The sequence below is a fragment of the Mesorhizobium sp. RCC_202 genome (assembly GCF_041355295.1).
Lineage (GTDB): Bacteria > Pseudomonadota > Alphaproteobacteria > Rhizobiales > Rhizobiaceae > Mesorhizobium.
In genome coordinates this window covers 540,838-567,146 of sequence record NZ_JBFUPO010000003.1, presented here as the reverse complement: position 1 = coordinate 567,146, position 26,309 = coordinate 540,838, and the positions used below count along the sequence as shown (strand labels likewise).

General features: G+C 63.3%; 19 protein-coding genes. 6 read left to right on the top strand and 13 right to left on the bottom strand.

The window, feature by feature from the left end; translation table 11 throughout:
* From AB6802_RS10220 to AB6802_RS10185, 8 genes are all read right to left on the bottom strand, one after another.
* On the bottom strand, positions 1-1,836 hold a 1,836-nt coding region (locus AB6802_RS10220), incomplete at its 3' end, for a collagen binding domain-containing protein (protein ID WP_371009949.1).
* An 87-nt stretch (positions 1,837-1,923) separates the two neighbouring features.
* Complete coding sequence (locus AB6802_RS10215) at positions 1,924-3,225, bottom strand: HlyD family type I secretion periplasmic adaptor subunit (RefSeq protein ID WP_371009948.1); 1,302 nt, start codon at positions 3,223-3,225, stop codon at positions 1,924-1,926.
* Position 3,226: 1 nt separating this feature from the next.
* Entirely contained in the window at positions 3,227-5,155 is a 1,929-nt protein-coding gene (locus AB6802_RS10210; RefSeq protein ID WP_371009947.1) for a type I secretion system permease/ATPase, read from the bottom strand.
* A 687-nt stretch (positions 5,156-5,842) separates the two neighbouring features.
* Positions 5,843-6,697 carry a patatin-like phospholipase family protein gene (locus AB6802_RS10205; RefSeq protein ID WP_371009946.1) on the bottom strand — a complete coding sequence of 285 codons (855 nt, stop codon included), beginning with the start codon at positions 6,695-6,697 and terminating at the stop codon, positions 5,843-5,845.
* The gene (locus tag AB6802_RS10200; RefSeq protein ID WP_371009945.1) at positions 6,694-8,091 is read right to left on the bottom strand and encodes a M16 family metallopeptidase; all 1,398 of its coding nucleotides are present in this window, start codon (positions 8,089-8,091) and stop codon (positions 6,694-6,696) included. The genes AB6802_RS10205 and AB6802_RS10200 overlap by 4 nt, the downstream gene beginning before the upstream one ends.
* A complete protein-coding gene (locus AB6802_RS10195) occupies positions 8,091-9,446 on the bottom strand; it encodes a M16 family metallopeptidase (protein ID WP_371009944.1) in 1,356 nt (451 codons plus the stop codon). Before AB6802_RS10195 ends, AB6802_RS10200 begins: the two co-directional genes overlap by 1 nt.
* 120 nt (positions 9,447-9,566) lie before the next feature.
* Positions 9,567-10,121, bottom strand: coding sequence for a 16S rRNA (guanine(966)-N(2))-methyltransferase RsmD (rsmD, locus tag AB6802_RS10190; RefSeq protein WP_371009943.1), 555 nt, complete (start codon positions 10,119-10,121; stop codon positions 9,567-9,569).
* A complete protein-coding gene (locus tag AB6802_RS10185) occupies positions 10,118-12,193 on the bottom strand; it encodes a pseudouridine synthase (RefSeq protein WP_371009942.1) in 2,076 nt (691 codons plus the stop codon). The genes rsmD and AB6802_RS10185 overlap by 4 nt, the downstream gene beginning before the upstream one ends.
* Before the next feature lie 181 nt (positions 12,194-12,374).
* Between AB6802_RS10185 and AB6802_RS10180 the strand changes: the two genes are divergently transcribed.
* Positions 12,375-12,827: a nucleoside deaminase gene (locus AB6802_RS10180; RefSeq protein ID WP_371009941.1), complete on the top strand. Its 453-nt coding sequence runs from the start codon at positions 12,375-12,377 to the stop codon at positions 12,825-12,827.
* A gap of 93 nt (positions 12,828-12,920) precedes the next feature.
* Positions 12,921-13,448 (top strand): dihydrofolate reductase family protein, encoded by a 528-nt coding sequence (locus tag AB6802_RS10175; protein ID WP_371009940.1) that lies wholly within the window; start codon positions 12,921-12,923, stop codon positions 13,446-13,448.
* Between the two features lie 130 nt (positions 13,449-13,578).
* Here the strand turns inward: AB6802_RS10175 and AB6802_RS10170 are convergent, their stop codons facing one another.
* The 3 genes from AB6802_RS10170 to AB6802_RS10160 all read right to left on the bottom strand — a co-directional run bounded on the left by AB6802_RS10170 (position 13,579) and on the right by AB6802_RS10160 (position 18,562).
* Positions 13,579-14,253: a hypothetical protein gene (locus AB6802_RS10170; protein ID WP_371009939.1), complete on the bottom strand. Its 675-nt coding sequence runs from the start codon at positions 14,251-14,253 to the stop codon at positions 13,579-13,581.
* 204 nt (positions 14,254-14,457) lie between these two features.
* Positions 14,458-17,511, bottom strand: coding sequence for an isoleucine--tRNA ligase (gene ileS / locus AB6802_RS10165; protein WP_371009938.1), 3,054 nt, complete (start codon positions 17,509-17,511; stop codon positions 14,458-14,460).
* Positions 17,512-17,764: 253 nt separating this feature from the next.
* Complete coding sequence (locus tag AB6802_RS10160) at positions 17,765-18,562, bottom strand: MipA/OmpV family protein (protein ID WP_371009937.1); 798 nt, start codon at positions 18,560-18,562, stop codon at positions 17,765-17,767.
* Between the two features lie 206 nt (positions 18,563-18,768).
* On the opposite strand from AB6802_RS10160, the gene AB6802_RS10155 reads away from it, so the two are divergent.
* Positions 18,769-19,323, top strand: a complete 555-nt coding sequence (locus tag AB6802_RS10155; protein WP_371009936.1) for an HdeD family acid-resistance protein — start codon at positions 18,769-18,771, stop codon at positions 19,321-19,323.
* 9 nt (positions 19,324-19,332) lie between these two features.
* Here the strand turns inward: AB6802_RS10155 and AB6802_RS10150 are convergent, their stop codons facing one another.
* Positions 19,333-20,316 (bottom strand): bifunctional riboflavin kinase/FAD synthetase, encoded by a 984-nt coding sequence (locus AB6802_RS10150; protein ID WP_371009935.1) that lies wholly within the window; start codon positions 20,314-20,316, stop codon positions 19,333-19,335.
* Positions 20,317-20,415: 99 nt separating this feature from the next.
* On the bottom strand, positions 20,416-21,264 hold the full coding sequence (locus AB6802_RS10145) for a TIGR01459 family HAD-type hydrolase (protein WP_371009934.1): 849 nt from the start codon (positions 21,262-21,264) through the stop codon (positions 20,416-20,418).
* Between the two features lie 281 nt (positions 21,265-21,545).
* Here AB6802_RS10145 and AB6802_RS10140 point away from each other — a divergent pair, with 281 nt between their 5' ends.
* The 3 genes from AB6802_RS10140 (at position 21,546) to AB6802_RS10130 (ending at position 26,298) form a co-directional block, all read left to right on the top strand.
* Positions 21,546-23,417, top strand: a complete 1,872-nt coding sequence (locus AB6802_RS10140) for a pilus assembly protein TadG-related protein (protein ID WP_371009933.1) — start codon at positions 21,546-21,548, stop codon at positions 23,415-23,417.
* A 188-nt stretch (positions 23,418-23,605) separates the two neighbouring features.
* Positions 23,606-25,576 carry a pilus assembly protein TadG-related protein gene (locus tag AB6802_RS10135; RefSeq protein ID WP_371009932.1) on the top strand — a complete coding sequence of 657 codons (1,971 nt, stop codon included), beginning with the start codon at positions 23,606-23,608 and terminating at the stop codon, positions 25,574-25,576.
* A gap of 89 nt (positions 25,577-25,665) precedes the next feature.
* Positions 25,666-26,298 (top strand): LysE family translocator, encoded by a 633-nt coding sequence (locus AB6802_RS10130; protein ID WP_371009931.1) that lies wholly within the window; start codon positions 25,666-25,668, stop codon positions 26,296-26,298.
* Positions 26,299-26,309: the final 11 nt, after the last annotated feature.

The window sequence follows — 26,309 nt, the reverse complement described above, 5'->3', positions numbered from 1 at the left end:
GCCGGTGTCGTCGGCCGACAGGCCGTTGCCGGTGATGTCGGTGTATTTGTGGCCCGAGATCGAGAACAGCTTGAAGTTGACAAAATCCTGGTTGGTCAGGTTCTGGCCGGAGGCGAGACTGTTCTGGTTGATCGTCACCGGAGAGATGTTTGTCCAACCGGACTTGCTCTCCTCCTGGATCAGGTAATCGCCAGGCAACAGCCCGGTGAATTGATAGAAGCCGTTGACGTCGGTGGTCGTCTGCGCCACCTGCTCGCCGGGCGTGGCGATGTTGTCGTGGTTGGCGTCGTTAAAGAGCGTGATCGTCCAGCCGCTCACCGGGCTTTCGTCACCGGTCGTCGCCAGTTTGCCGTCGGCGTCGGCATATTTATGGCCCGAGATCGAGCTGAGCTGGAAATTTCCGAAGTCGTTGTTGTGGCTGTCCTGCCCTGCCGCCAAAGTGACGGTGTACTCGCCCTGCGCGTTGTTTGGCGCATCCTGCGACCATCCCGCCTGCTGCACCTCGCGGACCGTGTAGGTGCCCGGCGTGACAGTGAACTTATAGTAACCGTTCGCGTCGGTGACCGTAAACGGCTCGCCCGCATCCAGTTGGTTGTTGTTGTTGGCATCGAGATAGATCGTAAAGCCGCTGAGCGCCGGCTCACCGGCCTCCCAAACGTGGTCGGCGTTGAGGTCGTTGAACTTGTGGCCGTCGATCACCTGGCCGATCTGGCGGTTCCACTCCTCGAAGCCGGACTCGGCCGTCCAGGTGCTCTGCGCCGTTTCCGTGGGACCTTGATAGGTGCCGGTCTGGTAGCCCATCGCCGAATAGAGATAGATAAAGGGCTTGCTCGGATCGAAATTGCTGACCGGAACCAGAAACGACATATCGGTGGTGTTGCCACTGCCCGGCTGGAGTTCGCCGTTCAGCCCGACGAACGTATCGCCGCCGGCATCCATGTTGTAGATCAGCGACGCGTTGTCCGCCACCGGGAAGGCGCCGGTGCCTTGAGCCGGGGTTGCCCCGGGGTTGTAATTACTCAAATTAGCGGCAGTGGCCTGCCAGATCTGCAGCGAGTCCAGCGAAAGGTTCTGTTTGCCGGCAACGTTTGACTCATTGATGTCGAGATCGAATCGATAGTAGCCGACACCATTTATGAATTGAATTGGAATATCAGCGATATTCAAAGAATGGACATACTGCGTTCCACCTTTGGCTGTATTATCGAGAAGGGCAATATTTGCGTCGGTGTTGTATCCTTGCTCCGTCGTGTTGTTACCTGCCGATTGAATTCGGATGAAGGGATCGAGCAGACCTGTTCCGGCGCCGGTGACGACATCCGAGGATGAAAAGATCGCACCGTTGATCGTCACGGTGTTCGCAAAGGTCAGATCATGGGGCGGCGCAACCACCAGCGGCGCATCGGTAAAGTTCGCCGTTGTCGAGGCGCCAGTCGCCGCGTCCGTCGCCGTAAGCACGAATGCCTGGCCCGCGGCGTCGGCATTGACATACCACGAGGTCTTGATCGCGCCGTTGACGACGCCGTCCAGATCGCCGGCGCTGCCGTCGGTGACGGTCCAGGGCGTGCCGGTGCCGGTGAGATCGTAGGTGAGCACATCGTCCGCTGTGCCGAGGATCCCGTCGGCGCCGGCGCTGACGTGGGCGACCTGGAACGCGAACGTGCCGCCATCCGACACATTGGTGGCCGTGATCCCCACCGTCTCGCCGGGCACGTAGTCCGCATCCGCTTGGTCGATCGAAACAGCAGGGGGCGGAACGGGATCACTGCTTCCGGTCACAGTGGATGTCGCGAGCGGATCAGTCGACAGATTGTCCGTAATATCGCTGGAGGCCATGACATTTCCCCTTTAACTTTGGATGCGGTAACTCTGTTTGCGGCTACTCGTCGTCGTTTCTATTTTCTTTTCCCGCCCAAGGCGGGCTTACTGCCTGAAGGCTCGAGTGACTTGGTCCTGCAACGGCTTCACCAAGTAGGACATCACCGAACGGTCCTCGGTCTTGATGAAGGATTCAACCGGCATGCCGGGCACCAGCTTGATCTCGCCGAGGCGCGCGACCTCGGCAACGGTCGTCTTGATACGCACGGTGTAGTAGCTGACCCCGGTGCGCTGATCGGTGGTGATGTCGGGCGAGGTTCTCTCGACCACGCCATTGATCTGCGGCGTCGTGCGGGTGTTGAACGCCGAAAAGCGCAGCGAGGCCGACTGGCCGACCCATAGCTGGTCGATGTCGCTGGGCGCGATCCTGGCTTCCACCGCAAGGCTGTCATTGTCCGGCACGACCTGCATGATCGTCTGTCCAGGCGTGATCACGCCGCCGATCGTATAGGCGAGCGACTGCTGCACGACGCCATCCTGCGGCGCGCGGATGTCGACCCGTTTCAACTGGTCCTCGGCGGCGACCTTGCGCTCCAGAAGCTCGCCCACCTTGCCGTCGATGTCGCGCAGGTCGCTGTTCACTTCGGTGCTGAGATCGAGGTCGATCTGGATGATCTGCAGCTTGATTTCCGCGATCTTCCCCTCAGCCTGCGCCCGGGCGGCAACGAGTTGGCCGCTTTCGCCCTCGAGGCGCGTAGCCTCGCGTTCGGTCTGGGTCAGGCGATCGATGGAGATGAGCTTTTTGGCCCACAGCGCGCGCACCGAAGCGAGCTCCTGTCCCTCCAGTTCGATCTCCTTATTGTTGGCTTCCGCCTGAGCGGTGTTGCCGGAGATCTCCTTCTCGAGCTGGGCGATGCGTTCCTCGAGCTGGCTCTTCTGGCCGGCGCGAGAGATGCGCCGCGTGTCAAAATGTTGCTTTTCGCCGGCCACCGCCTCAGCGACGTCAGGATCGCCGATGCGGTCCAAAAGGCTATTCGGAAAGATGATGGCGTCGCTCCCCCGACGCTCCGAATCGAGACGGGCCTTGCGCGCCGTGAGCTGGTTGAGCGCTTTGCTCACCACGGCAAGATTGGCGGCCGGCACGGTGCGGTCGAGACGCAGCAAAAGGTCGCCGGCCTTCACGCGGTCGCCGTCACGGGCATCGATCTCGGCAACGATGCCGCCAGTCGAATGCTGCACGTTCTTGACGTGGGAATCGACAACCAGCGTACCGGGAGCGATGACCGCGCCGGCGATCTCGGTGACCGAGGCCCAGCCGCCGACGCCGCCGCCAAGCAGGAGCACGGCTCCGAGCCCAAGTCGTGTGTAGAAGCGAATTGACGCGTGGGAGGTGCTGAGCGCCGCCATGTCAGTTCCCTCCCTCGGTTCCGGTGGCGACAGCCTGCGGGGTGGCTTCCGCAGCCACCCTCAGCGGCGGGCTGGCTGTGGGGACCGTGCGCAGCGCCGGGAACATCTTGGCGAAAACCTCGTCCTTCGGTCCAACGTCGTGGATGCGCCCCTGGCTCATCGCCAGGACGAAATCGACAGCAGTCAGCACGTTCGGACGGTGGGCGACGATGACAACCACGCCGCCGCGCTCGCGAACGCCAAGCATCGCACGGATCAACGCCTGCTCGCCTTCCATGTCGAGGTTGGAATTCGGCTCGTCGAGCACCACGAGGAATGGATCGCGATAGAGCGCGCGGGCCAGGGCAATGCGCTGGCGCTGGCCGGCGGATAGCGCCTCGCCGTGCTCGCCGATCTCGGTGTCATAGCCCTGGCGGAAGCCCACAATCAGGTCGTGCGCGCCAGCCGCCCTGGCCGCGGCGATGATCGCGTCCGAGTCGGGGTCCGGATCGAAGCGGGCGATATTTTCGGCAACGGTGCCGGCAAACAGCTCCACGTCCTGCGGCAGGTAGCCGATATGGCGTCCGCGCTCTTGCGACGACCACTGGTCGAGATCGGCGCCGTCGAGCTTGACGCGGCCGCTTACAGGCTGCCAGGCCCCGACGAGAGCCCGCACCAGCGTGGACTTTCCCGAGCCGCTCGGGCCGATGATGCCGAGCCCGTGGCCGGCTTCCATGGCGAAGCTGGCATCATGGACCAGCAATCGCTGCACCCCCGGAGCCGCGATCGAGGCATTCTGCATCACGACACTGGCGTTTGGCGCCGGCAGCAGCATGGGTTCGGTCTCGGCGGGCATGGCCGCGAGCACCCGGCTCAATCGTTGCCAGCCCTGGCGCGCGCTGACGAAACCTTTCCAGTTGGCGATCGCGAGATCGACCGGGGCCAGCGCGCGGCCACTGAGGATGGACGCGGCGATGATGACGCCCGCCGTCGCCTCCTGCTCGATGACCAGCCAGGCGCCGATGCCGAGCATGGACGACTGCAGCAGCATGCGCAGTACTTTCGAGACCGCGCCGAAGCTGCCGGCAACGTCGCTGACCTTGCGCTGGTCGGCAATGTATTCGAGGTTGGCATCTTCCCAGCGTGCGGCAAGCCCGCCGGCCATGCCCATGGCGGCAACGACTTCCGCGTTGCGGCTGCCGGCCGTGATCAACCCGCTGCGCCGGTTCCCGCTCACGGTTGCGGACGATACCGGTTTTCGCGTCAGGCGCTCGGCAAGCAGCGTCAGCACGACCAGCACCATCGCTCCGAACAGCGCCGCCACGCCAAGCAGCCAGTGGAACATGAAGATGATGATCAGATAGAGCGGCATCCATGGCAGGTCGAAAAGCGCCGTCGGTCCCATGCCGGACAGGAAGCCGCGCACGTTGTCGAGATCGCGCATCGGCTGCAGGTTGTCGCTCTCGCGCCCGGCCTTTAGCGGCCACCTCAGCATCGACGTGTAGACGCGGTGGCCGAGCGCTTCGTCGAGCGCGCCGCCGATCCGCACCAGAACGCGCGTGCGCACGAAATCCAGAAAGCCCTGCCCGCAATAGAGGATGATAAGCAATATCGAAATGCCGACGAGCGTCGGCACGCTGCGGCTTGGCAGCACGCGGTCATAGACCTCGAGCATGTAGAGCGAGCCTGCAAGCATGAGCACGTTGAGCATGCCGCTGAACAGCCCGACCGCAAGGAAGGCAGAGCGGCAACTGGAGAGTGCCGCGGCCAGTTCCGAGCGGGCCGAGCCGGCTGCCCGCCGCCCGGCCGGTCTTGCCGGCGGCTTGCCGCGCGTCACGGCCTTTCGGGGCGCGCCGTCGATGGCATTTTGCGCCGGATCCCGCGCCATGTTGCCACGGGCGCGGAACATCGCCAGGCAACCGAAACCCGCTATCGCCGCCGCGATGAGCATCGAGCCTGTCGATGCATGTCGGCCGGGGCCGAAGAGAAAAAACATAGCGATGCATGCGACGAGGACCAGGCCGAAAAGCCTCACCTTCGTCTGCGTCGAAGCAAAGGTTGCACCCATCAACCCGAGCGACGCGTTACTGAACCCCACAGCCACGACCCGCCTTTCACATCCCCGAACGCGTCTCACGCGGCCATTGGCGTATTGGCCGCGCTAGGCGGCCGACTACCCATGCCGAAAAAGCATCCGGTGCCCAACATCGCGGGAGAAAGGATCACTGTGCCATGCGACCAGGCGCAACCCGACATCCAACCCGTGAACGGCCGGCCCAAGGGCTGTTCACAGACAGGCGGTGACGCGATGTTTTATGGCTACGACGACTATAGGAGCCGCCCTTTAAATTCCCACCCGCAGTAGCGCTGTGACTCGTTGTTGCCGTTCGGGAGTCTATCTACGCTACATTAGCATATTATTAACTCTACCGCTGCGTGCGTCAACGGGCAATTCAATGAAGAATTGGTGAGACGCCTCAAATTTAGGCAAGAACGCCCCCGGTCAGCATAAAGAGTACTTAAATTTATTCTTAAGTCCAGCGTTACAAGAGACCTATGCACCGACACATCAGACTTCGGTTGTCGGACCTTAGTCGCGATCGCATGCGCCTGCAGGGACGCGGCCGGAGAGAGGCGTTCAAACCGCCTTCTTGCCGCGCTTGCCGCCATGGGCCTCGACGGCCTTTTCGACGGCACGCTTCAGCTCGTCCTTGATCTCCACAGTCTCGGCCATCATCGCCTCGATCTTGAGAAATTCGAGCACGCGGTATTTCGAAACATTGGGCCGGATCAGGATATCCGGCCGATGCTGCCTGAGCTTGTTGGCGATGATCGACTGCATCATCAGTTGGGAGGCGCCATACATCAGGTCGACTGTGGTCGGGTGCTTGCGCTCGGCCTCGCTCGGCGCGCCCACGACGTCGACGGCAATAATGATGTCGGCGTCCTTCTCGATGAGGTCGAAGGGCACTGGATTGTAGATACCGCCATCGATCAGCACCCGCTCGTCGCGTGTCACCGGGCGAAAGACAGCCGGAATGGCCGCCGAAGCTGCAAGCGCGGAAGGCAGATCGCCTTCGTCCAGGACCGCGAGCTTGTGGCCGAAATAGTCGGTCGCTGTTACCTTGAGCGGGATTTTCAGCCCGGCAAACGTCTGCGGAAAGGCTTCCGGCAGGAAAGCCTTCAGGATGCGCTCGATGTTGAACTGGCTGACACGGATGCCGCTTTGCATGGCTTCCGCGATCGTGCCCGGACGCGAGCGCCACATGCGCGTCGCGACTTCCGCCCGGCTGCCCAGGATCGATCGGGCATAGGCATGAATCTCCGCCCCGGTCATGCCCGAAGCCATGCCGGCGCCCATGATGGCGCCGATCGAGGAGCCGGCGATCGACACCGGCCTGATGCCGAGTTCGTCCAGCGCCTCGATGATGTGGATATGCGCAAGGCCCCGCGCGCCGCCGCCGCCGAAGGCTACCCCGAAGGTCGGGCTCATCCCTTGCCGGCTCCCGCCACCTGGAACAGCGGCGGGCCGATGATCATCACCGCCGGATCGGCCGACAGAAGCTTCTTGGCGGCCGCCTTGACGTCGGCGAGCGTCACCGCGTCGATCAGGGCCGTCCGCCGCTTGATATAGTCGATGCCGAGCTTCTGGATCTGCAGCTCGACCAGCGTCGCGGCAATCGAGCTCGAAGAATCCAGATTGCTGATGGCATAGGCGCCGATCATATTCTTCTTGGTCGCCGCAAGCTCCGCTTCGGTCGGCCCGTTCTGGGCCATGTCCCTCACCACCTGGCGCACGATCGACAATGTCTCGGCGGCGCGGTCGGAACGCGTCGCCGTCGTCACCAGCAACGCATGCGAATGCTCATTGTCGACCAGATCGGAGCTGACGCCATAGGCAAGCCCGCGTTTCTCGCGCACTTCCTGGAACAGCCGCGAGGTGAAGGTCGAGCCGCCGAGAATCTCGTTCATCAACACGCAGGCAAAGAAATCCGGATCGGTCCGCTTGGTGCCCGGCCAGGCAAGCTGCAGCGAGGTCTGCGGCAGGTCGTAGTTCACTTCCAGCTGCTGTCCCAGCTTGGGCGTGATGTCGGCAACTGTGGCCAGTGTCTGCTTTTCCGGCAGATCACCGAACACGGCGTCCAGTTCGCTGGCGAGCGTAGCGGCGTCGATGTCGCCGACCACCGCCACATGCAGGCCGCCGCGGGCGAAACTGGCTTTGTGGAAGGCCTTGATGTCATCGGCGGTGATGGCGGTCAGGCTCTCCTTCGACCCCTGGTCGGAGCGCGAGTAAGGATGCTCGCCATAGATGGCGCGCAACCAGCGCTGCTGCGCCACGGTGTTGGGGTCACGCTCATTGGCGAGAACGCCGGAGAGCACCTGCGAGCGGATGCGGTCGATCGGCGCCTGGTCGAAGCGCGGGCTGTTGACCGCCAGCTTGAGCAGGCCGAAAGCCTCGTCCTTTTCCTCCGACAGCATGCGCATCTGGCCATAGGTGCCGTCGCGCGACGCCTGGAAAGACATCTCGGCGCCAGCGTCATCGAGCTTCTGCTGGAAGGCGTCGCTGTCGAGGTCGGCGGCGCCTTCGTCGAACAGCCCGGTCATCAGATTGACCAGGCCTTCCTTGCCGGCCGGATCCTGCGCGGTGCCGCCGTCGAAAACGAAGCGGATGGCAATCAGCGGGACCGAATGGTCCTCCACCAGCCAGGCGGTGATGCCCTTCTGCGACTTCACCTCCTGGATATTCATCTCGGCGCGGGCGGCGAGCGCCGGCAAAAGCAGGAAGAACAGGGTGAAGCCGAGCGTGACGAAGGCGCGGTAGAGTTTGCTCTCTTCCCTTGCAGGAGAAGGAAGAGCAGCTACCCGGTCGAGAACCATGCTCATCATCAATTCTCCGCCTGCTGCTGCGGCAAAAGATAGCCGGTGGTGGAGCGGTCGAGCACCAGATAGCGGGCGGCCGCCTTGACCTCGGCGGCGGTGACCTTACGGATGCGGTCCGGCCATTCCAGCACGTCCTTGACGTTGCCCCCGGTGGCCAGCGTCGAGCCATACATATTGGCCATGTCGTCCTGCTTGTCGCGAGCAAAGATCATCGAGCGCACATAACGGGTTTTTGCGCGCTCCAGCTCATCGTCGGTGACGCCGTCCTTGACGATGCGGGTGACCTCTGCATCGACCGCCGCCTCGACATCTGAAAGCTTGGCGTCGCCGCGCGGCGAGCCGTAGACGGCGAAGTTGGTGGCGTCGAGCATGGTGCCTTGAAAATATGCCCCGGCGTCCGAAGCGATCCCCTGCTTGACCACCAGTTCCTGGTAGAGCCGGCTGCGGTTGCCGCCGCCGAGAATCTCGGCCAGCAGATCCAGCGCCTCGCCTTCCCCGGGCTTGCCCGTGTGATAGGACGGCACCACCCATTGCGTCGAGAAGCTTGGCACCGAGACGCGCGCGTCGGTCAGCGTCACCGTGCGTTTGGTGTTCTGTTCCGGCTCCACGGGACGGATGCGCGGCGGCAGGTCCGGTCCGCGCGCGACCTTGCCATAGGTGCGCTCGGCCATCGCCTTGACGGCATCGGGGTCGGCGTCGCCCGCCACCACCAGCACCGCATTGTTGGGCCTATAATATCTGTCATAAAAGGCTGTCGCGTCGGGGCGGTTCAGTTGCTCCATCTCGTGCATCCAGCCGATCACCGGAATGCGGTAAGGCTGGTTCTGCCACAGCGTCGCGTCGACCTCCTCGTCGAGCACCGCCTGCGGATTGCTGTCGATGCGCGAGCGACGCTCCTCCAGGATCACGTCGCGCTCGGTCTTGATGACATCGTCGGTCAGGATGAGGTTGCGCATGCGATCGGCCTCGAAACCCATCATCTGCTCGAGCGCCGACGGCGGCACCGTCTCGTGGAAGGCGGTGTAGTCATAAGAGGTGAAGGCGTTGTTGGAGCCGCCGATGTCGGCGACGGCGCGGTCGAACTCGCCCGCGGCGTGGTTGGTCGTGGCCTTGAACATCAGATGCTCGAAGAAATGCGCGATGCCGGATTTGCCGGGCGGCTCGTCGGCGCTGCCGATCTTGTACCAGACCATGTGGGTGACGATCGGGGCGCGGTGGTCCGGAATGACGACCACTTCCATGCCGTTGTTAAGCAGGAAATCCTTGACCTCTTCGTCAGCCGCACGGGCAGGAGTCGCCGCCGCGATCGCCAGCGCGCTGGCGAGAAGCGCCGCGCTGAGCCCAATGCCCGTTGATGTCATCAAATTCTCCGGTCTCGTTGCGCGACGATAGGCAAGGTTGGCAGGCGAGGCAAAGTTAATTGTGCGTCATTTTCGAGGCGGGGCCCTTCTTCTCCCCTTGCGCGAGAAGGTGGAACCAACTCACCTGACCTCGACAAAGCGGATGACCGTCTCGCCATAATTGCGTTCGTCCACCACGGAAAAATCGGCACCCGCCTCGAACGGCGCCGAGGCAGCTTCCTCGACGACGCAGAGCGCGCCGGGCAAAAGCCAGCCGCCGGCTTTCGCCGAGCGCAGCGCAAGCTCGCCAAGGCCTTTGCCGTAAGGCGGATCGGCAAAGACCAAGCCAAAAGGCGAAAGTGTGCCCGCTTCACCCAAGCCAGTGGCGTCGCGGCGGAAGATCTTGGTTCGGCCGGTCAGGCCGAAGGCCTCGACATTGTCGCGGATCAGGCCGCGCCCTTCCGCCGATTCCTCGATGAAGACGCAGTAGGAGGCGCCGCGCGACAGTGCTTCCAGCCCCAGCGCGCCGGTACCGGCGAAAAGATCGAGCACGCGCCCGCCTTCAAGCTTTTCAGCGTAGCGATGTGCCAGAACGTTGAACACCGCCTCGCGGGTGCGGTCGGTGGTCGGGCGGATGGCATTCGAACGCGGCGTCGCCAGCGGACGCCCGCGCAACTCACCACCGACGATTCTCATCTTGCCCTGGGGCCCTTGGGGCCACGCGGCCTGTCGTTGCCGCCTTCCGGGCGCTCGCCACGCGGCTTGCCGAACGGCTTGGCGCCACCCGGTTTGCCGCCGGGCTTGCCATAGGACGGCTTGAACGAAGCCTTGCGCGCTTTCGCCTCGGCCGCCTTGGCGGCATCGGCCTCCGCCCTGCCCTTGCCGATCGGACGCGCACCAGGCGCCATCCAGACATTGGCCTTACGCTGTCCAGGCGGCTCGATCGGGCGCTGTTCGCGCTCGGATTTCTTGGCCCCGAAACGCGGCTTGTCGCCGAAGCCGCCACGCGGCTTGTCGCCAAAGCCACCGCGAGGCCTGTCGCCAAACCCGCCGCGTTCGGGTTTTTCACCGCGCTCGCCAAATGTCCGTTCGGGCTTCGTCGAGAGCTTGCTCAGCGCCTCGTCGCGGCTGCCTTCGCGGCGCTTGCGCGCCTTGATCAGCCCGCCCTCGCCGATCAGCCGGTGGTCGCCGTCGCGCGTGAATTTCGGCCTGTCGGCCTCTTCGTGGCGCGGCGGCGCGCTGCCGCGCACCGGCTTGTTGGAGAACGGTTTTTGGATCTCGGCATCGAAATTTGCGCCGGACTCCTCGATGAGGCGCTCGCCGAGCTGCTCGCGCAGCACGCGGCCCTTGATCTCCAGCACGTGCCCATCGGGCAGGTCGTCCAGTTGGAACGGTCCGTAGGAGATGCGGATCAGCCGCGTCACGTCGAGGCCGAGCGAGCCGAGGATGTTCTTCACCTCGCGGTTCTTGCCTTCACGCAGTCCGATCGTCAGCCAGGCATTGCTGCCCTGCTCGCGGTCGAGCGAAGCTTCGATCGAACCGTAGAAGACGCCGTCGACGGCGATGCCCTCGCGCAGGCCGGCCAAGGTGCTTTCCTCGACCTTGCCATGGACGCGGACGCGGTAGCGCCTGAGCCAGCCGGTGGCCGGCAGTTCGAGCACCCGCGACAGGCCGCCATCATTGGTGAGCAGCAGCAGGCCCTCGGTGTTGATGTCGAGCCGGCCGATGGTCATCAGCCTTGGCAGGTCGGCCGGCAGCACGTCGAACACCGTCTTGCGGCCTTCGGGGTCGCGATTGGTGGTGACGACACCAGCCGGCTTGTGGAACAGGAACAGCCGCGTGCGCTCGATCGGCGGGATTTCGGTACCGTCGAGATGGATGATATCGGCGGTGCTGACGTTGAAGGCCGGCGAATCCAGCACCTTGCCGTTGACCTTGACGCGGCCGGCGGCGATCAGATCCTCGGCGTCGCGACGCGAGGCGATGCCGGCGCGCGCCAGCCGCTTGGCGATGCGCTCGCCGGCTTCCGGTTCCGCGTCAGTGGGACGCGGGCGCGGCTTGAAACCGCCCGGCTTGCCCTGTGGCTTATCGCTGCTGAAGTCGCGCTTCGGACGATCGCTGAAGTCGCGCTTTGGCCGTTCGGCGAATGCAGGTCGATCATCACGTTTCGGCCTGTCGGCGAAATCGCGCTTCGGTCTATCTGAGAAATCGCGCTTGGGGCCGTCGAAGCGCCTCTCGCCGCGCGCGCCGTCGGCTGCCGCCGGGCGGCCACCGCGTGGTGCGAAGGGCTTGCCTTCACGCTTCTCGAAGGGCTTGCCTTCACGCTTCTCGAAGGGTTTGCCGTCGCGCGGCGGCGCTTTGCGGAAAGGTTTTTCGCCGCCATCAGCACCCACTTCGCGCGGCTTGTAGCTGCGCTGGGGCCGTTCGCCATCGGCCGCAGCCGGGCGATCGCCGCGCGGCGTGTAAGGCTTGCGCACGCCTTCGCGCTTCTCGAACGGCTTGCCCTCGCGTGGCGGCCCTTTGCGGAAAGGCTTCGCGCCGCCATCAGCTCCCGCTTCACGCGGCTTGTAGCTGCGCTTGAACTCGCTGCGCTCGCCAGCCGCGGCCATCGGGCGGTCGCCGCGCGGCGCGTAGGGTTTGCGCGGGCCTTCGCGCTTCTCGAACGGCTTGCCGTCGCGCGGCGGCCCCTTGCGGAACGGCTTTTCGCCGCGCGCCGCCGGTTTCGATCCGTCTTTGCGCGGTCCGCGCGGAGATTTCTTGTCGTCCATTTGGTCAGGCTCTTCTTAAGCTGCTACAGCGCCACGCGCCCTTTCGGACATCAACGAAGGCAGTGTCATTTGATTTTGCGCATCTTGTCTGCGCGGCAAAAACCGATTCCGGTTTTCAGGGTCTCGCGCTAGATAACAGGATCACCGCCGGGTGGCGAGGAGTAATCGAAATGGAAACCGCGTGAAACGGCCGGATTTCATGGCGTTGGCGCTTGAAGAGGCCGAAGCGGCCGCGAGGCGTGGTGAAGTGCCGGTCGGCGCGGTCATCGCCAATGGCAACACGCTCGTGGCCAAAGCCGGCAACCGCACGCGTGAGCTTGCCGACCCAACCGCGCATGCCGAGATGCTGGCGATCCGCGAAGCCTGCCAGAAACTTGCCAGCGAACGCCTGACCGGCCATGACCTCTATGTGACGCTGGAGCCCTGCGCGATGTGCGCCGGCGCAATCTCGTTCGCCCGGTTGCGGCGACTTTATTTTGGCGCGGCCGATGAGAAAGGCGGCGCAGCGGTGAACGGTGTGCGTTTCTTCGCCTCGCCCACCTGCCATCACACGCCCGATATCTATCCAGGCATCGGCGAAAGCGAAGCCGCTCTCATCCTCAAGGATTTTTTTCGCGAAAGACGCGAAAGCTAAGCAATTGCAATGAACTGTGAAACGTCGAGCGCGGCGATTTGGCCGAACTGCGACGGCGGCAATCGAACGGAGACCAATATGCGAAAAGTCGTCTTGATCATGACCATGTCGATCGATGGATATGTGGTGGCGCCGGAAGCAATGTCGACGGGTGGCTTTCCCGAACCGGCAGAGCTCAAGCGCTGGAAACTCGATCGCATTCGTCGCGCTGGCTCACACATCATGGGCCGCTTGAGCTACGAGGAAATGGGGCCGTACTGGCAAAAATCCGACGATGCCTATGCCGCGCCGATGAACGACATTCCCAAGGTCGTGTTTTCGAAAACGCTGAAGCAGGCGACCTGGCCAGAGTCCTCGATTGCGAAAGGCGATCTAAACGAGGAAATCTCCAAATTGAAGAACCAACCCGGCGGCGAAATCATTGCCTGGGGCGGCGCGGGCTTCGCCCAAGCATTGTCGAAGGCAGGGCTGATTGATGAATACGTCATCGTCACGCGGCCGATCGCCTATGGCGGTGGCAAACCCCTGTTCAGCGGTTTGGCGGAGGCGCTCAAGCTAAACGTTCTCGTGACAGCCGCTTACGACAATGGCACCATGCTTCGCATCTACGCCCCGCAATGAGCCACCGCGAATTCTGGCGGTGAAGGGCTCATGCTCCGGCGCATCGGCAACTGAGAGTTTTCAATCGGACTCTTAGTGCGTTGACGCAATTCCGGACGGAAAACCGCTACGCACTTTTCCTGGAACTGCTCTAAAGGCCCAGCCAGTCGAACCAGCCGCCCTTCTTGCCTTCCGCCTGCGCCTTGATGCGGCGCTGCTTCTTGTATTCGTCCTCGCCAAGCTCGTTCTGCGGCGCGTCGGCGGAAGCCTGGCGATAGGCAAGCGGCGGCTCGCTCAGATATTTGCGCTGGGTAGGATCGCCCTGCTTCTGTTCAGCCAGGCGGCGCTGGATTTCGGCGGCACGGCTGGGGCTGGAATCTGCAGGTGTCCAGGCCGGCGGGTGGCTGGAGCCCGATTCGGCCATGGCCTTCTTGACCGCCTCCGGATCGGTTTGCACGTCCTCGACCGCTTCCGGTTGATAGTTCGGATCGTTCTGGTGCGCGGTGGCGTCGGCGCGGATGCGGGCGCGGCGTGCCTCAGGCGATTCGGGCCAGTCGGCGCTCGCCGTCGCGATGCTCGGCTGCGGCGTCGGCAGGCTTCCCTTTTGGCCCGGGGCAGGCTTCACCAGCTCCGGACGCGGCTTGTAGTCGATCGGATCGCGGCGCTTCGGCGTGATCGCCGCGGCGCCGGAAACATCGTCGAACAGCTGCGCGGCGGCGGTTTTGTCGGTTCCGTAGGTCGGCGAGCTCATGCAGCCCGACAATGCGATGGCCGATACCACAAGCGGCGCCACCAGCGCGGCGCGCGCAAACGTTCTGTCGGTCATGCCAAAAAGTCCCACTCTAAAAGCCTTTCGGTCGCCACCGGCCTAGGGCACGGTCCCCATCTTCCCCGCACTTGCGACGGAAATCCGGCGATAATTTGTCTGCCGGAGTTTGGCGTGTTTACCTCAACCACTTATTAAGGGCAACGCGCGGGCGGATTTGCACCGCCCGGCGTGGCATTTGTGCATCGGCTTATAAACCCGTGCTTACAACCGCCCCAATGCCTTCAACTCATGCAAGACGGCGGCGTCACGGGCGGAAACGTCCGGAAATTCCGGATCCTGCCCGACATCGGCGGTGTAGCGCCAGGAACGCGCGCATTTGATGAGCCCGCGATCCTCGGCCTTTTCGACCACCACACCGACACCCTTGGTATCGTCCAGCGTGAACACGCCTTCAGGCGGCTTGCCATGCCTGACGACCAGGTCGCTGGTGATGGCGATCTCGGCCATGTCGACGTCGGCGATCGCTGCCTCCAGCGCCCCATCGTCGATGGTCACAACCGGAACGGCTTCCAGCGACGAACCGATCAGCTTTTCGGCGCGCGCAATCTCCAGCGCGCCGGTAACAACGCGGCGAACCTGGCGGACCTTGCGCCATTTCTCGGCCAGCGCCTCGTCGCGCCAGTTTTGCGGGATCGTCGGGAACTGGTCGAGATGCACCGACACGGCATCGGGATGACGGTCGAGCCAGGCCTCCTCCGTGGTGAAAGGCAGCATCGGCGCCAGCCACTTCACCAGGCATTCGAACAGATTGCGCACCACTTGCACTGCCGCCTTGCGGCGCAGGCTCGACGGCCCGTCGCAGTAAAGCGCGTCCTTGCGGATGTCGAAGTAGAAGGCCGACAGCTCGACCACCATGAAGTCGATCAGCGTGCGGGTGATGCGCTTGAACTCGAAGGCGTCGTAGCCCTGGCGCACCACCTCGTCGAGTTCCGACAGCCGGTGCAGCATCAGCCGCTCCAGCTCCGGCATCTTCTCCAGCGGCACCTCCTCGCCATCGTCATGGGCAAGCGTGCCCAGCATCCAGCGGATGGTGTTTCTGAGCTTGCGATAGGCGTCGATATTGGTCTGCAGCACGTTCTTGCCGAGCCGCTGGTCTTCCCAATAGTCGGTCGTCACCACCCAGAGCCGCAGGATATCGGCGCCCGACTGCTTGATGACGTCCTGCGGAACCACCGTGTTGCCGAGCGACTTCGACATCTTGCGGCCCTCCTCATCCATGGTGAAGCCATGGGTGATGACCGTTTCGTAAGGCGCCCTGCCCCTGGTGCCGCAGCTTTCGAGCAGCGAGGAGTGGAACCAGCCACGATGCTGGTCGGAGCCTTCGAGATAGACATCGGCCGGCCATTTGAGGTCGGGGCGGTCCTCCAGCGTGAAGACATGCGTCGAGCCGGAATCGAACCAGACGTCGAGGATGTCCCTCACCTGGTGCCATTTCGAAGCGTCGTGGTTGCCGAGGAAGCGTTCCTTGGCGCCAGCGGCGAACCAGGCGTCGGCGCCCTCATCCTCGAAGGCGTCCATGATGCGCTGGTTGACGGCATCGTCCTTCAGCACGTTGCCGTCGACATCGGCGAAGACGGCGATCGGCACGCCCCAGGCGCGCTGGCGCGACAGCACCCAGTCCGGGCGTTCCTCGATCATGGCGCGGATGCGGTTCTGGCCGGCCGCCGGCACAAAGCGCGTGTCGTCGATGGCCTTCAGCGCGCGGCTGCGCAGCGTCGAGCCGTCGCCGAGGTCCTTGTCCATATAGACAAACCATTGCGGCGTGTTGCGGAAGATGATCGGCTTCTTCGAGCGCCATGAATGCGGGTAAGAGTGCTTCAGCCGGCCGCGCGCGAACAGCGCGTTGCGCTTGATCAGCTCGTCGATGACGGCCTGGTTGGCGTTGCCCTTCTTGCCGTTGTCGTCGATGACGCGCGCCGGCCCACCCTCGCGATCCGGGCCGAAGCCAGGCGCGTCCTTGGTGAAGAAGCCGCCATCGTCGACCGTGAACGGGATCGTGGTGTCGACGCCACGTGCTCTCAGATCAGCGGCCGCATCCATCCAGGCGTCGAAGTCCTCACGGCCGTGGCCGGGCGCGGTGTGCACGAAGCCGGTGCCGGCATCGTCGGTGACATGATCCCCGGCGACCATCGGCACCGGGAACTCATAACCGCCGCCGAGGCCCTTGAAAGGATGCGAAAGTGTGAGGGGTCGCAGCGTGGATTCATCAACATCGAACCGCTTAACAAACTTCAGCTTAGCCTTCGCCCCCAGCTCGTCTTTCAGCCTATCGGCGAAGATCAACTCCTCACCTACCTGCGGTCCGAAATCATTGTCGGCAGCAACGACTTTATAAAGGCCGTAGCTAATGCGGGAAGAATATGAGACCGCACGATTTCCCGGGATGGTCCAAGGCGTGGTCGTCCAAATCACTACAGATGCCCGTAGCAAAGCGTTGTGTCTGTCAATGACATCCGCTGCTATGAAATCTGCCATTACGTTGTGGGAAGTCTCAGTGCTAACCGGATCTCCGTTCGCGTCGACGAGGTATTGGCCACCATTTGAATTGAGCCGGATTGAGGACTCCCAACCCGTACTCCTCACCGGGAATTTTACCCAGATCGTGTCTGACTCATAATCCTGGTATTCGACCTCGGCCTCGGCGAGCGCGGTGCGCTCGACGACGCTCCACATCACCGGCTTCGAGCCGCGATAGAGCTGGCCCGACATGGCGAATTTCAACAGCTCGCCGGCGATGCGCGACTCGGCATGAAAAGCCATGGTCGTATAGGGGTTCTTGAAATCGCCGATGACGCCGAGGCGCTGAAACTCGCCGCCCTGCTCCTTGATCCAGTGCGCGGCGAAGTCGCGACATTCCTTGCGAAACTCGTTGACCGGCACCTCGTCCTTGTTCTTGCCCTTGGCGCGATACTGCTCCTCGATCTTCCATTCGATCGGCAGGCCGTGGCAGTCCCAGCCCGGCACGTAATTGGCGTCGTAGCCGCGCATCTGGAAGGAACGGTTGATGACGTCCTTGAGGATCTTGTTCAGCGCGTGGCCGATATGGATGTTGCCGTTGGCGTAGGGCGGGCCGTCATGCAGCACGAATTTCTCACGGCCAGCGGCCTCCTCGCGCAGTTTGCGATAGAGATCCATATCCTGCCAGCGCTTGACCAGCACCGGCTCCTTCTCGGGCAGGCCGGCGCGCATCGGGAAATCCGTCTGCGGCAAATAAAGGGTTTTGGAATAGTCGATCGTTTCAGCGGTGTCGGTCATTGATCTGCCATCTGCGTAGCCCGTCAGCGAGAACGGCCCGGGCGTTTGAACTCGTCATGTTCTGGAAAAGGCGCGAGGGGGCGCGCAAAAACTCCCGGCGGCTCCGGCGGCGCTCAGGCCACCCGGAACACCGGGCCCGTAATTCGTATCACGATCGCAAAGGCGCGGAACAAGTGCGTCATCAGCGGGCTTTTAGCCGATGACGCGACAGGAATAAAGCGCGGATTTCGGCGCCGTCCGCCGGTCCAGGCGCCTACATCGTGAAATTGAAACGATAGGTGGTCGAGACACCGAACATCCACTGGTTGCGGTCGCCGCGCTGCTTGACCAGGCTGGAATCGGCCGCCGGCCCCATCAGGCGCGAATATTCGGTGAAGACGCTGGCCGTCATCGGCTCGGTCACCTTCCAGGTGATGGCGCCGCCGAGCCCAGTCGATTTCAGGCCGCCGCCCGGATGGTATTCGCTGAGGCCCGAGGCCGCCGCTTCCCTGGCGTTGACACCGTAATAGGCGTCGAAATAGTCGGCCGAGGCGAATGACACGCGCGGGCCGCCGGAAATGCGGATGTTCGGCGTGATGTCGTAGAAGGCGTCGGCCGAAATGTCGGCGACGAACCCGTTGTGCGAGCGGATGCCGTGTCTGAGCTCGGCGCGCGCCCGCACCCAATCCAACGGATAGAACTCGAAGAAGCCGCCGGCCTCGCCGCCGAAGCGCACCGGGTCGAGGCCTTTGAGCTCATCCTTGCTTTCGCGATGGAACAGGAACTTGCCGGTCAGGCCGGCGCGCACGGAGCCGTCGTCGATCAGCGCCAGCGAGATGTTGTCGTTGCGCGAGGTGAAGCGCGCCTCGGGGCCGGCCTTGCCGAGCGAGATGATCGGCTGGGCGCTGAACATATAGCGCTTGCCGCCCTCGAAATTCGGCGCGACCAGGCCGGTGGCGCCGAGCGTCAAATACCAGTCGCCCGAGATCCAGCTGCCCTCGCCCGCATGGGCTGTTGGCGTCATCAACAGGCCGGCTGCCAGCGCCAGCGGAATCGTCCGGACAATACGCATCCTTACCCCTTACGCGAAACACGTCGGCGAGACCACCCGCCGACATTCAAGCCATGGCTCGGACTCGGTAAAATTTGACTTAAAATCGGTAACATTGGCGATGGCAAAGCCGGCTGTTTCGAACGCATGCCTTGCTGGACGGCCGAAGCCATCGGGACTACCTTCGATCCACCCGCCGAGCGGGCTAATTCTGGAGGGAATAGGTCATGACTTTGCCAGGCGATGCCCTGAAAGGCGCGATCGGACAGACGCGCGACAAATGGGGGTGGTTCGTGGCGCTGGGCGTGCTGCTTTTGATCTTCGGCGGCATCGCCTTCGGCAATCTGTTCATCGCCACCGTCGCCTCGGTCTATGTCGTCGGCTGGCTGATGCTGATGGCCGGCATCATCGAGATCATCCATGCCTTCGGCGTCAAGACCTGGGGGCGCTTCTTCTATTGGCTCTTGAGCGGCCTGCTTTATGCCGTCGCCGGCTTCTTCGCCTTCGACAACCCGCTGCTTGCCTCGGCGGTGCTGACGCTGCTGCTTGCGATCGCGCTGGTCGCTTCCGGGCTGCTGAGAGCCTGGGTCGCCTTCGATCACCGGCCCGAGCAAGGCTGGGGATGGCTGCTTCTGGCGGGCATCATCAGCATCCTGCTCGGCCTGATGATCGCCATGGGCTGGCCGGTCAACAGCCTCTGGGTGCTCGGCATTTTCCTGGCCATCGACCTGGTCTTCCAGGGCTGGAGTTTCATTGCCATCGGACTGGCGCTGAAAAGGTAGGCGACCGGATCAAAAGGCGATCGCGGCATCCAACTCCGACAGCGGGCGCACGCCGGCGAGCAGCGCCCGCGCCTCCACCTCGTCCTGCTTGATCTGCGCCACAAGCGCATCCAGCCCATCGAACTTCAGCTCCGGCCGCAGGAAGCCGAAGAACGAGACCTGGCAGACCTCGTCATAGAGGTCGCCGGAAAAGTCGAAGACATAGGTTTCGAGCAGCGGCGCGCCATGGTCGTCGACGGTCGGACGGCGGCCGAAACTGGCGACGCCGTCATGAAGCGTGCCGTCGGCGCGGCGGAAGCGGACGGCGTAGATGCCCTCCTTCAGCGCCGCTTCCGGCGAAAGCCGCATGTTGGCGGTCGGGAAGCTCAGCGTGCGGCCAAGCTTTTGGCCGCCGATCACCTCGCTCTCGACGGTGAAGCGATAGCCGAGCAGGCCGGCCGCTTCCTCGACCTTGCCCTCGGCAAGCAAAGCGCGGATGCGGCTCGAGGAGACCACCTCGGCGCCCTCGTCGCGAAAGGCATCGACCAGGGTCACGCCGAAGCCATGACGCGCGCCGGCCGCCATCAGGAAGGCCGGACCGCCTTGGCGATCCTTGCCGAAATGGAAGTCGAAGCCGGTGACGGCATGGTGGATGCCGAGATTCTTCTCCAGCACGTCGGTGACGAAAGCCTCGGCCGAAAGTGCTGCAAAGTCGCGCGTGAACGGCTGCTCGACCAAAGCGGCAAAGCCGAGCTCGGCGAGCAGCCGCGCCTTCATCGGCGGCGGCGTCAGGACAAAGAGCGGCACGTCGGGCCTGAACACCTTGCGCGGATGCGGTTCGAAGCAGAGCACCAGGGCCGGCACGCCGTCGCTGCGGGCTTCCGCCAGCGCGCGCTCCAGCACCGACTGGTGGCCACGATGAACACCGTCGAAATTGCCGATCGCCACCACGCCGCCGCGCAGATGCGCCGGCAGCGGCGCGGTTGCGGATATGCGTTCGAAAGCTTGCGTCATGTCGAGGTGCCCGTCATGGCCCGGCTATAATCTGTTCCAGCAAAGCTGTGAACCTGTTGCGGCAAAAGCCGTCAACCTGTTGCGGCAAAAGCCGTCAACCTATTGCAGGCGCGCAATGACGGCGACCGGCCGGTAACCGTGCCTGTCGAGAAAGGCCTGAAGTTTCTCCGGGTCTTCGCCATGTTCACGCGCGTGAATGCCGCCCGAGACATAAAGAACGTCGAAGCCATTGTCGGCCGCGCCCTTGACGTCGGTCATCACGCCATCGCCGATGGCGAGCACCTCGCTGCGTTCGACGGCGCGGCCGAGCAGCCCCGCGACCTCCTTCATGGCGACATCGTAGATCGGCGCGAACGGCTTGCCGGCGATCAGCGTGCGGCCGCCGAGCTGCGCGTAGTCACGCGCCAGCGCGCCGGCGCACCAGATGGTGCGCTCGCCGCGCTCGACCAGTATGTCGGGATTGGCGCAGATAAAGGGCAAATTGCGGGCGCGCAGCCGCTGCAGGAGCTCTGCATAGTCGGCGGGCTTCTCCACCTCGTCGTCATAGAGGCCGGTGCAGACGACGCCGGAGGCCTCGAACTCCTCGACGAGATCGACATCGAGCCCGTCATAGAGGGTGAAGTCGCGCTCCGGACCGATGTGGAAAATCTTCCTTGGCCCCTCGGCAATCAGGTCACGGGTCACATCGCCGGAGGTGACGACGCGATCATAGGCGTCGGCGGGAACGCCGATGACCTTCATCTGCGCAACGACGTCGGCACTGCGGCGCGGCGAATTGGTGATCAGCACGACCGGCACATCGGCCGCGCGCGCCTTTGCCAGCGCCTCGGCGGCGGCGGGGAAATGCCATTCGCCATTGTGCACGACGCCCCAGACGTCGCACAGGATGGCGGCGTAGCGCGTCGACAGAGGGCCAAGCGAAGCGATGATGTCGGGCGAATCCGCCATTTCGTATCCTGATCCTTGATCTCGGGCAAAGCCGCGGCCGGCGTCCATCGCCGCGGCCGGCTCCGAATAACCGAAGCGCTTCATCCTGTCACCAGCTTTCCCGTGGCGCGCGAGCCTGGGGGCGGACATGCGGCATCGGCGTTCGACCGTGCACAGGCGGCACAAGGTTAACGGCTCGTCAAAAGACGACCCGATCTTGATGCTTTCGCCAAGCCTAAAATTTAACGTTTTATGACCATGTTGGGCTAGAAACTATAGGATCTTGGCGGGGGCTAAGGGCGTTGATCCGTAACTTTTTTCGCGACAGACGAGGCAACTATGCCTTGATGACGGCCATCACCATGGTGCCGTTGATGGGCGGCGTGGCGCTTGCGGTCGACTACACCGAGCTGGTGCGCCAGCGGCAGGAGACGCTGAATTCGCTGGATGCGGCCGGCCTTGCCACCGCGCAGCAAATCGTGCTCGGCGCCACCGACGACGACGCCAAGACCTACGCCAAGAATTTCTTCGAGGCCAATCTCCGCCACGTTTTGCCGGCCAACACGACGCTCAGCGTCACCTTGCCCAACAACAATGCGGGCGGCGGCACGCTGGTCCTCCAGGCGACGCTGAAATACCAGCCTTACTTCCTGCCGGCCGCCGTCGCGCTGCTTGGTGGAAGCGTGGGGCAGACCACCCTCAACTTCTCGGCCAGGTCGGAAATCCGCCTCAAGAACACCCTGGAAGTGTCGCTGGTGCTCGACAATTCCGGTTCGATGACCGAGCTCGGCCATGGGTCGAACCAGGTGCGGTTCACGCTGCTCAAAAACGCCGCCAAGCAACTGGTCGACCAGTTGGCCGGCCAGGCGCAGCTGATGAAGCAGGTCTCCAAGCCGGTCCAGTTCAGCCTCGTGCCTTTCGCCGGATCGGTCAATGTCGGCCCGGCAAACGCCGGTGCGGCCTGGATGGACACGACAGGCGTTTCGCCGCTTGACCAGGAGAACCTCGATTGGTCGACGCTTACCTCGACCAATTCCCCCAACCAATATGCGGTCAAGTCCGGCAGCAACTACTACGCGAAAGGGTCGGCGTGGGACCCGACGCAACTGGACCAGGTATTGACGCGCTTTTCGATCTACAAGTGGATGAAGCGCATCTCATCATGCACCAAAGACTGGAATAACAATTGCACATCCAACATTGTCTACGCGCCGGTCGCGACTTGGGGCGGTTGTGTCGAGTCCCGACCTTATCCGTACAACATCCAGGACACGGCCGCCTCGGTATCGACGCCTGCGACGATGTTCGTGCCGATGTTTGCCCCCGACGAAACCGATAACAGAGACAGCTCATCGCGCTCCGCCTACAGCAATTGGCGTGCCGACTCATCAAGCGGCACGGACGCGGAGCGGCAGCGCTACATGCCGAAATATTTCAATGCCGGCATCGGCACGAAGGTGACGTCTGCCTTAGGCATGGACGCGGGCCCCAACACCAGTTGCAGCACGACCGCGATCACACCGCTCACCGACGTGTCGGTCAGCGCAGGCGCGACGGCGGTGAAGGCGGCGATCGACGGTATGGCCGCCAGCGGCGCCACCAATGTACCGGAAGGCATGGCGTGGGGCTGGAGAACCCTTTCAAGCACGGCCCCGTTCACAGACGGCCGCCCTGAAAGTGAAAAAGGCAATGACAAGGTTGTGATCGTCCTGACGGACGGCGCCAATACCTACTACACGCCAAACTCGCTGGGATATAACGACCTGGCGGGTGCCAAATCTATCTATTCGGCGCTGGGTTATGTGACGCCGTACAACACCGCTTACAGCTATGGCCGCATATTCCTCGGCACCAGCACCAATGTCAGCAAGACCGATTACTCGAACTCCAACTACACCAAGGCGATGAGTGAGCATTTTGCCACGCTTTGCGCCAACGCGAAGGCTGCCAACGTCATCGTCATGACCATCGCGCTCGATCTCGATTCCAGCAACACCGACGAGGCGGCGCAAATGGCCGCGCTGAAGACCTGCTCGTCGGATTCGCGCTTCCGCAAGGACCCGACCGACCCGAGCAAGCCGGCGAAACTGTTCTGGAATTCGACCGGCGCCACGTTGTCCGACGACTTCAAGGCGATCGGCAACGAATTGTCGAACCTGCGCATCGTCAGCTGACCCGCAACGCCCGCAAGATCGGCCCTTTTCGGGGATGTTTTCGTGCTCGCCATGCCGCAAGCCTTGGTTTGGTTAGCGGTCGGTGAAGCCTGGAGCGCGCAATCGAGCGGTTTCCCAAACAGGTCTTTCAGCGTTTTGTGAAACTGTGGCTCAATTGCAAATCCGCCGGCGGGGGCCGCTTACCTGAAATGCGCAAATTCTGGCGTCAATTCTGCCGCGACCGCCGCGGCAACTATGCCCTGATGACGGCGATCGCGATGGTGCCCCTGATGGGCGCGGTGGCAATGGCGGTCGACTACAGCGAGCTCAGCCGCCAGAGGCAGATGGTGTTGAACGCGCTCGACGCGGCGAATTTTGCCGCGGCGCGGCGGCTGGCCGAGGGTGCTACCGACGATCAGATCAAGGCCTACGCGGTCGATTTTTTCAACGCCAACCTCAACAATATCGACCCCGCCAACATCTCGCTCAGCATCACCCTGCCCACCAACCAGGCCGGCGGCGGCCTAATGACGATGAGCGCGACGCTCAGCTATCACCCCTATTTCTATCCGGCATCGGCACTGCTCGTCGGCGTATCGTCAACCGACGCGAACAAGCCGATCAACGTCAGCGCGACGTCCCAGGTGCGGCTCAAAAACACGCTGGAAGTGGCGATGGTGCTCGACAATTCGGGTTCGATGACCTTGAACGGCACCGGCTCGGGCCAGAAGCGCATCGACCTGCTAAAGCAAGCCGCCAAGCAGTTGGTCGATACGCTGGCCCAGCAGGCCTCGCAGATCAAGCAGGTCGACAGGCCCGTGCAGTTCAGCCTGGTGCCCTTCGCCGCTTCCGTCAACGTCGGACCCGACAATGACAACGCCTCGTGGATGGACATTTACGGGCTGTCGCCGATCGCCAATGAAAACTTCGACTGGTCGACGCTGAACGCGTCCGACAAATACGCCCAGAAGATCAACGGCATCTGGTACAAGAAAGGCACTGGATGGGGCACCGAGGAAGGCGAGGTTCTCAGCCGCTTCGAGCTCTACCAGGATATGAAGGTGGTGACCAACCACGAGCGCGTCGCCGGCAGCGCGCGCACGGTCTGCGACACCTATCGTTCGAACCACACCTGCTCGCACAGCCACACGGAATATGATTACATCGATACCTACGGCCCGTTCGCCAGTTGGCAGGGTTGCGTCGAGGTCCGCCCCTATCCTTACAATGTCGACGACACGCCGGCCTCCGGCGGGCCTAACAACACCGGCATCGGCGTCGGCGATCCCGCCACGATGTTCGTGCCGATGTTCGCTCCCGACGAGCCTGGCAATCAGTGGAAGGTGACCCAGGATCCCAACGAGCCAAGCCCGGTGACATACGGCGCCGCCAACAGCTGGTGGAACGACGATCCGTCTAGCACCACGGGCAAGACCAGGCAGTCGAACATGGCCAAATATTTTCAGCCGCGGCCGATCGATGCGCCGTCGCTCGGCACAGGCGCCGGTCCGAACTACTCCTGCACGACGACGCCGATCACGCCGCTCACCGACGTCACCACCACGGACGGACTGGCCAAGATCAACGCCGCGATCGACCTGATGCAGCCAAACGGCAACACCAATGTGCCGGAAGGCCTGGCCTGGGGCTGGCGCACTGTGTCCAGCGGCCCGCCATTCACCGAGGGGCGGCCGGAGACCGAGCGCGGCAACGACAAGGTGGTCATCGTGCTGACCGACGGCGCAAACACCTATTCGACGGTCAATACGGACCCGGCCGGCAACAAGTCGACCTATGCCGCCTATGGCTATACCGGCGTCGGCTACAACGGCACGTCTGTGACGCGCCTGTTCGGCGGCACGTCGAGCGCCATCGGCCAGTTCAACTATTCGTCGAGCAACTACACCGCGGCGATGGACGAGCAGATGGCAAAGCTGTGCGCCAACGCCAAGGCGGGCAACATCATGGTGATGACGGTGGCGCTCGACTTGTCGACGAGCACAAGCGACCAGAAAGCAATGGCCGCGCTGAAATCCTGTTCGTCCGATTCCCGCTTCCGCAAGGACCCGATCGACCCCAGCAAGCCGGCAAAACTGTTCTGGAATGCGACGGGCGCGACGCTCTCGGTCAATTTCAAAGCGATTGCCGACGAGCTGTCGAACCTGCGCGTGGTTGGGTAAACGGCTGGCGCAACAGCTCGCGGCATGAAGCCCTTGCGTGCTCCCGCGATGCAGCGCACATCTGCCGCCGCGCTTTGCTGGAGCCATCGATGCCCGACGCCGCCAACCATCTGACCTTCGCGCTGATCTGTCTCGGCATGGTGCTGACGCCGGGGCCGAACATGATCTATTTGATCTCGCGCTCGCTGTCGCAAGGGCCGAAAGCCGGGCTGATCTCGCTCGGCGGCGTGGCGCTTGGCTTCCTGTTCTATGTCGTCTCGGCCGCCTTCGGCATCACCGCGCTGATCTTCGCCGTGCCTTACGCCTATGACGCGCTGCGCTTTGCCGGCGCGCTCTATCTGTTGTGGCTGGCCTGGCAGGCGCTCAAGCCCGGCGGGCGCTCGCCCTTCCAAGTCCGCGAATTGCCCAGGGACAGGCCGCGCAAACTGTTCGCGATGGGGCTGATGACCAATCTGCTCAACCCGAAGGTGGCGGTGCTCTATCTGTCGCTTCTGCCGCAGTTCATCAATCCGGCCACCGGCCATGTGCTGTCGCAACTGCTGGTGCTCGGCGTGACGCAGATCACGATCAGCCTGACCGTCAACGCCATCATCGCGGTGACCGCCGGATCGATCGCCACCTTCCTGGCCGGACGGCCGTTCTGGCTGGTCGTCCAGCGCTGGATGATGGGCACGGTGCTGACAGCGCTGGCGCTCAAGATGGCGACAGAGGCGCAGCGCTAAAGCCGCCGCTC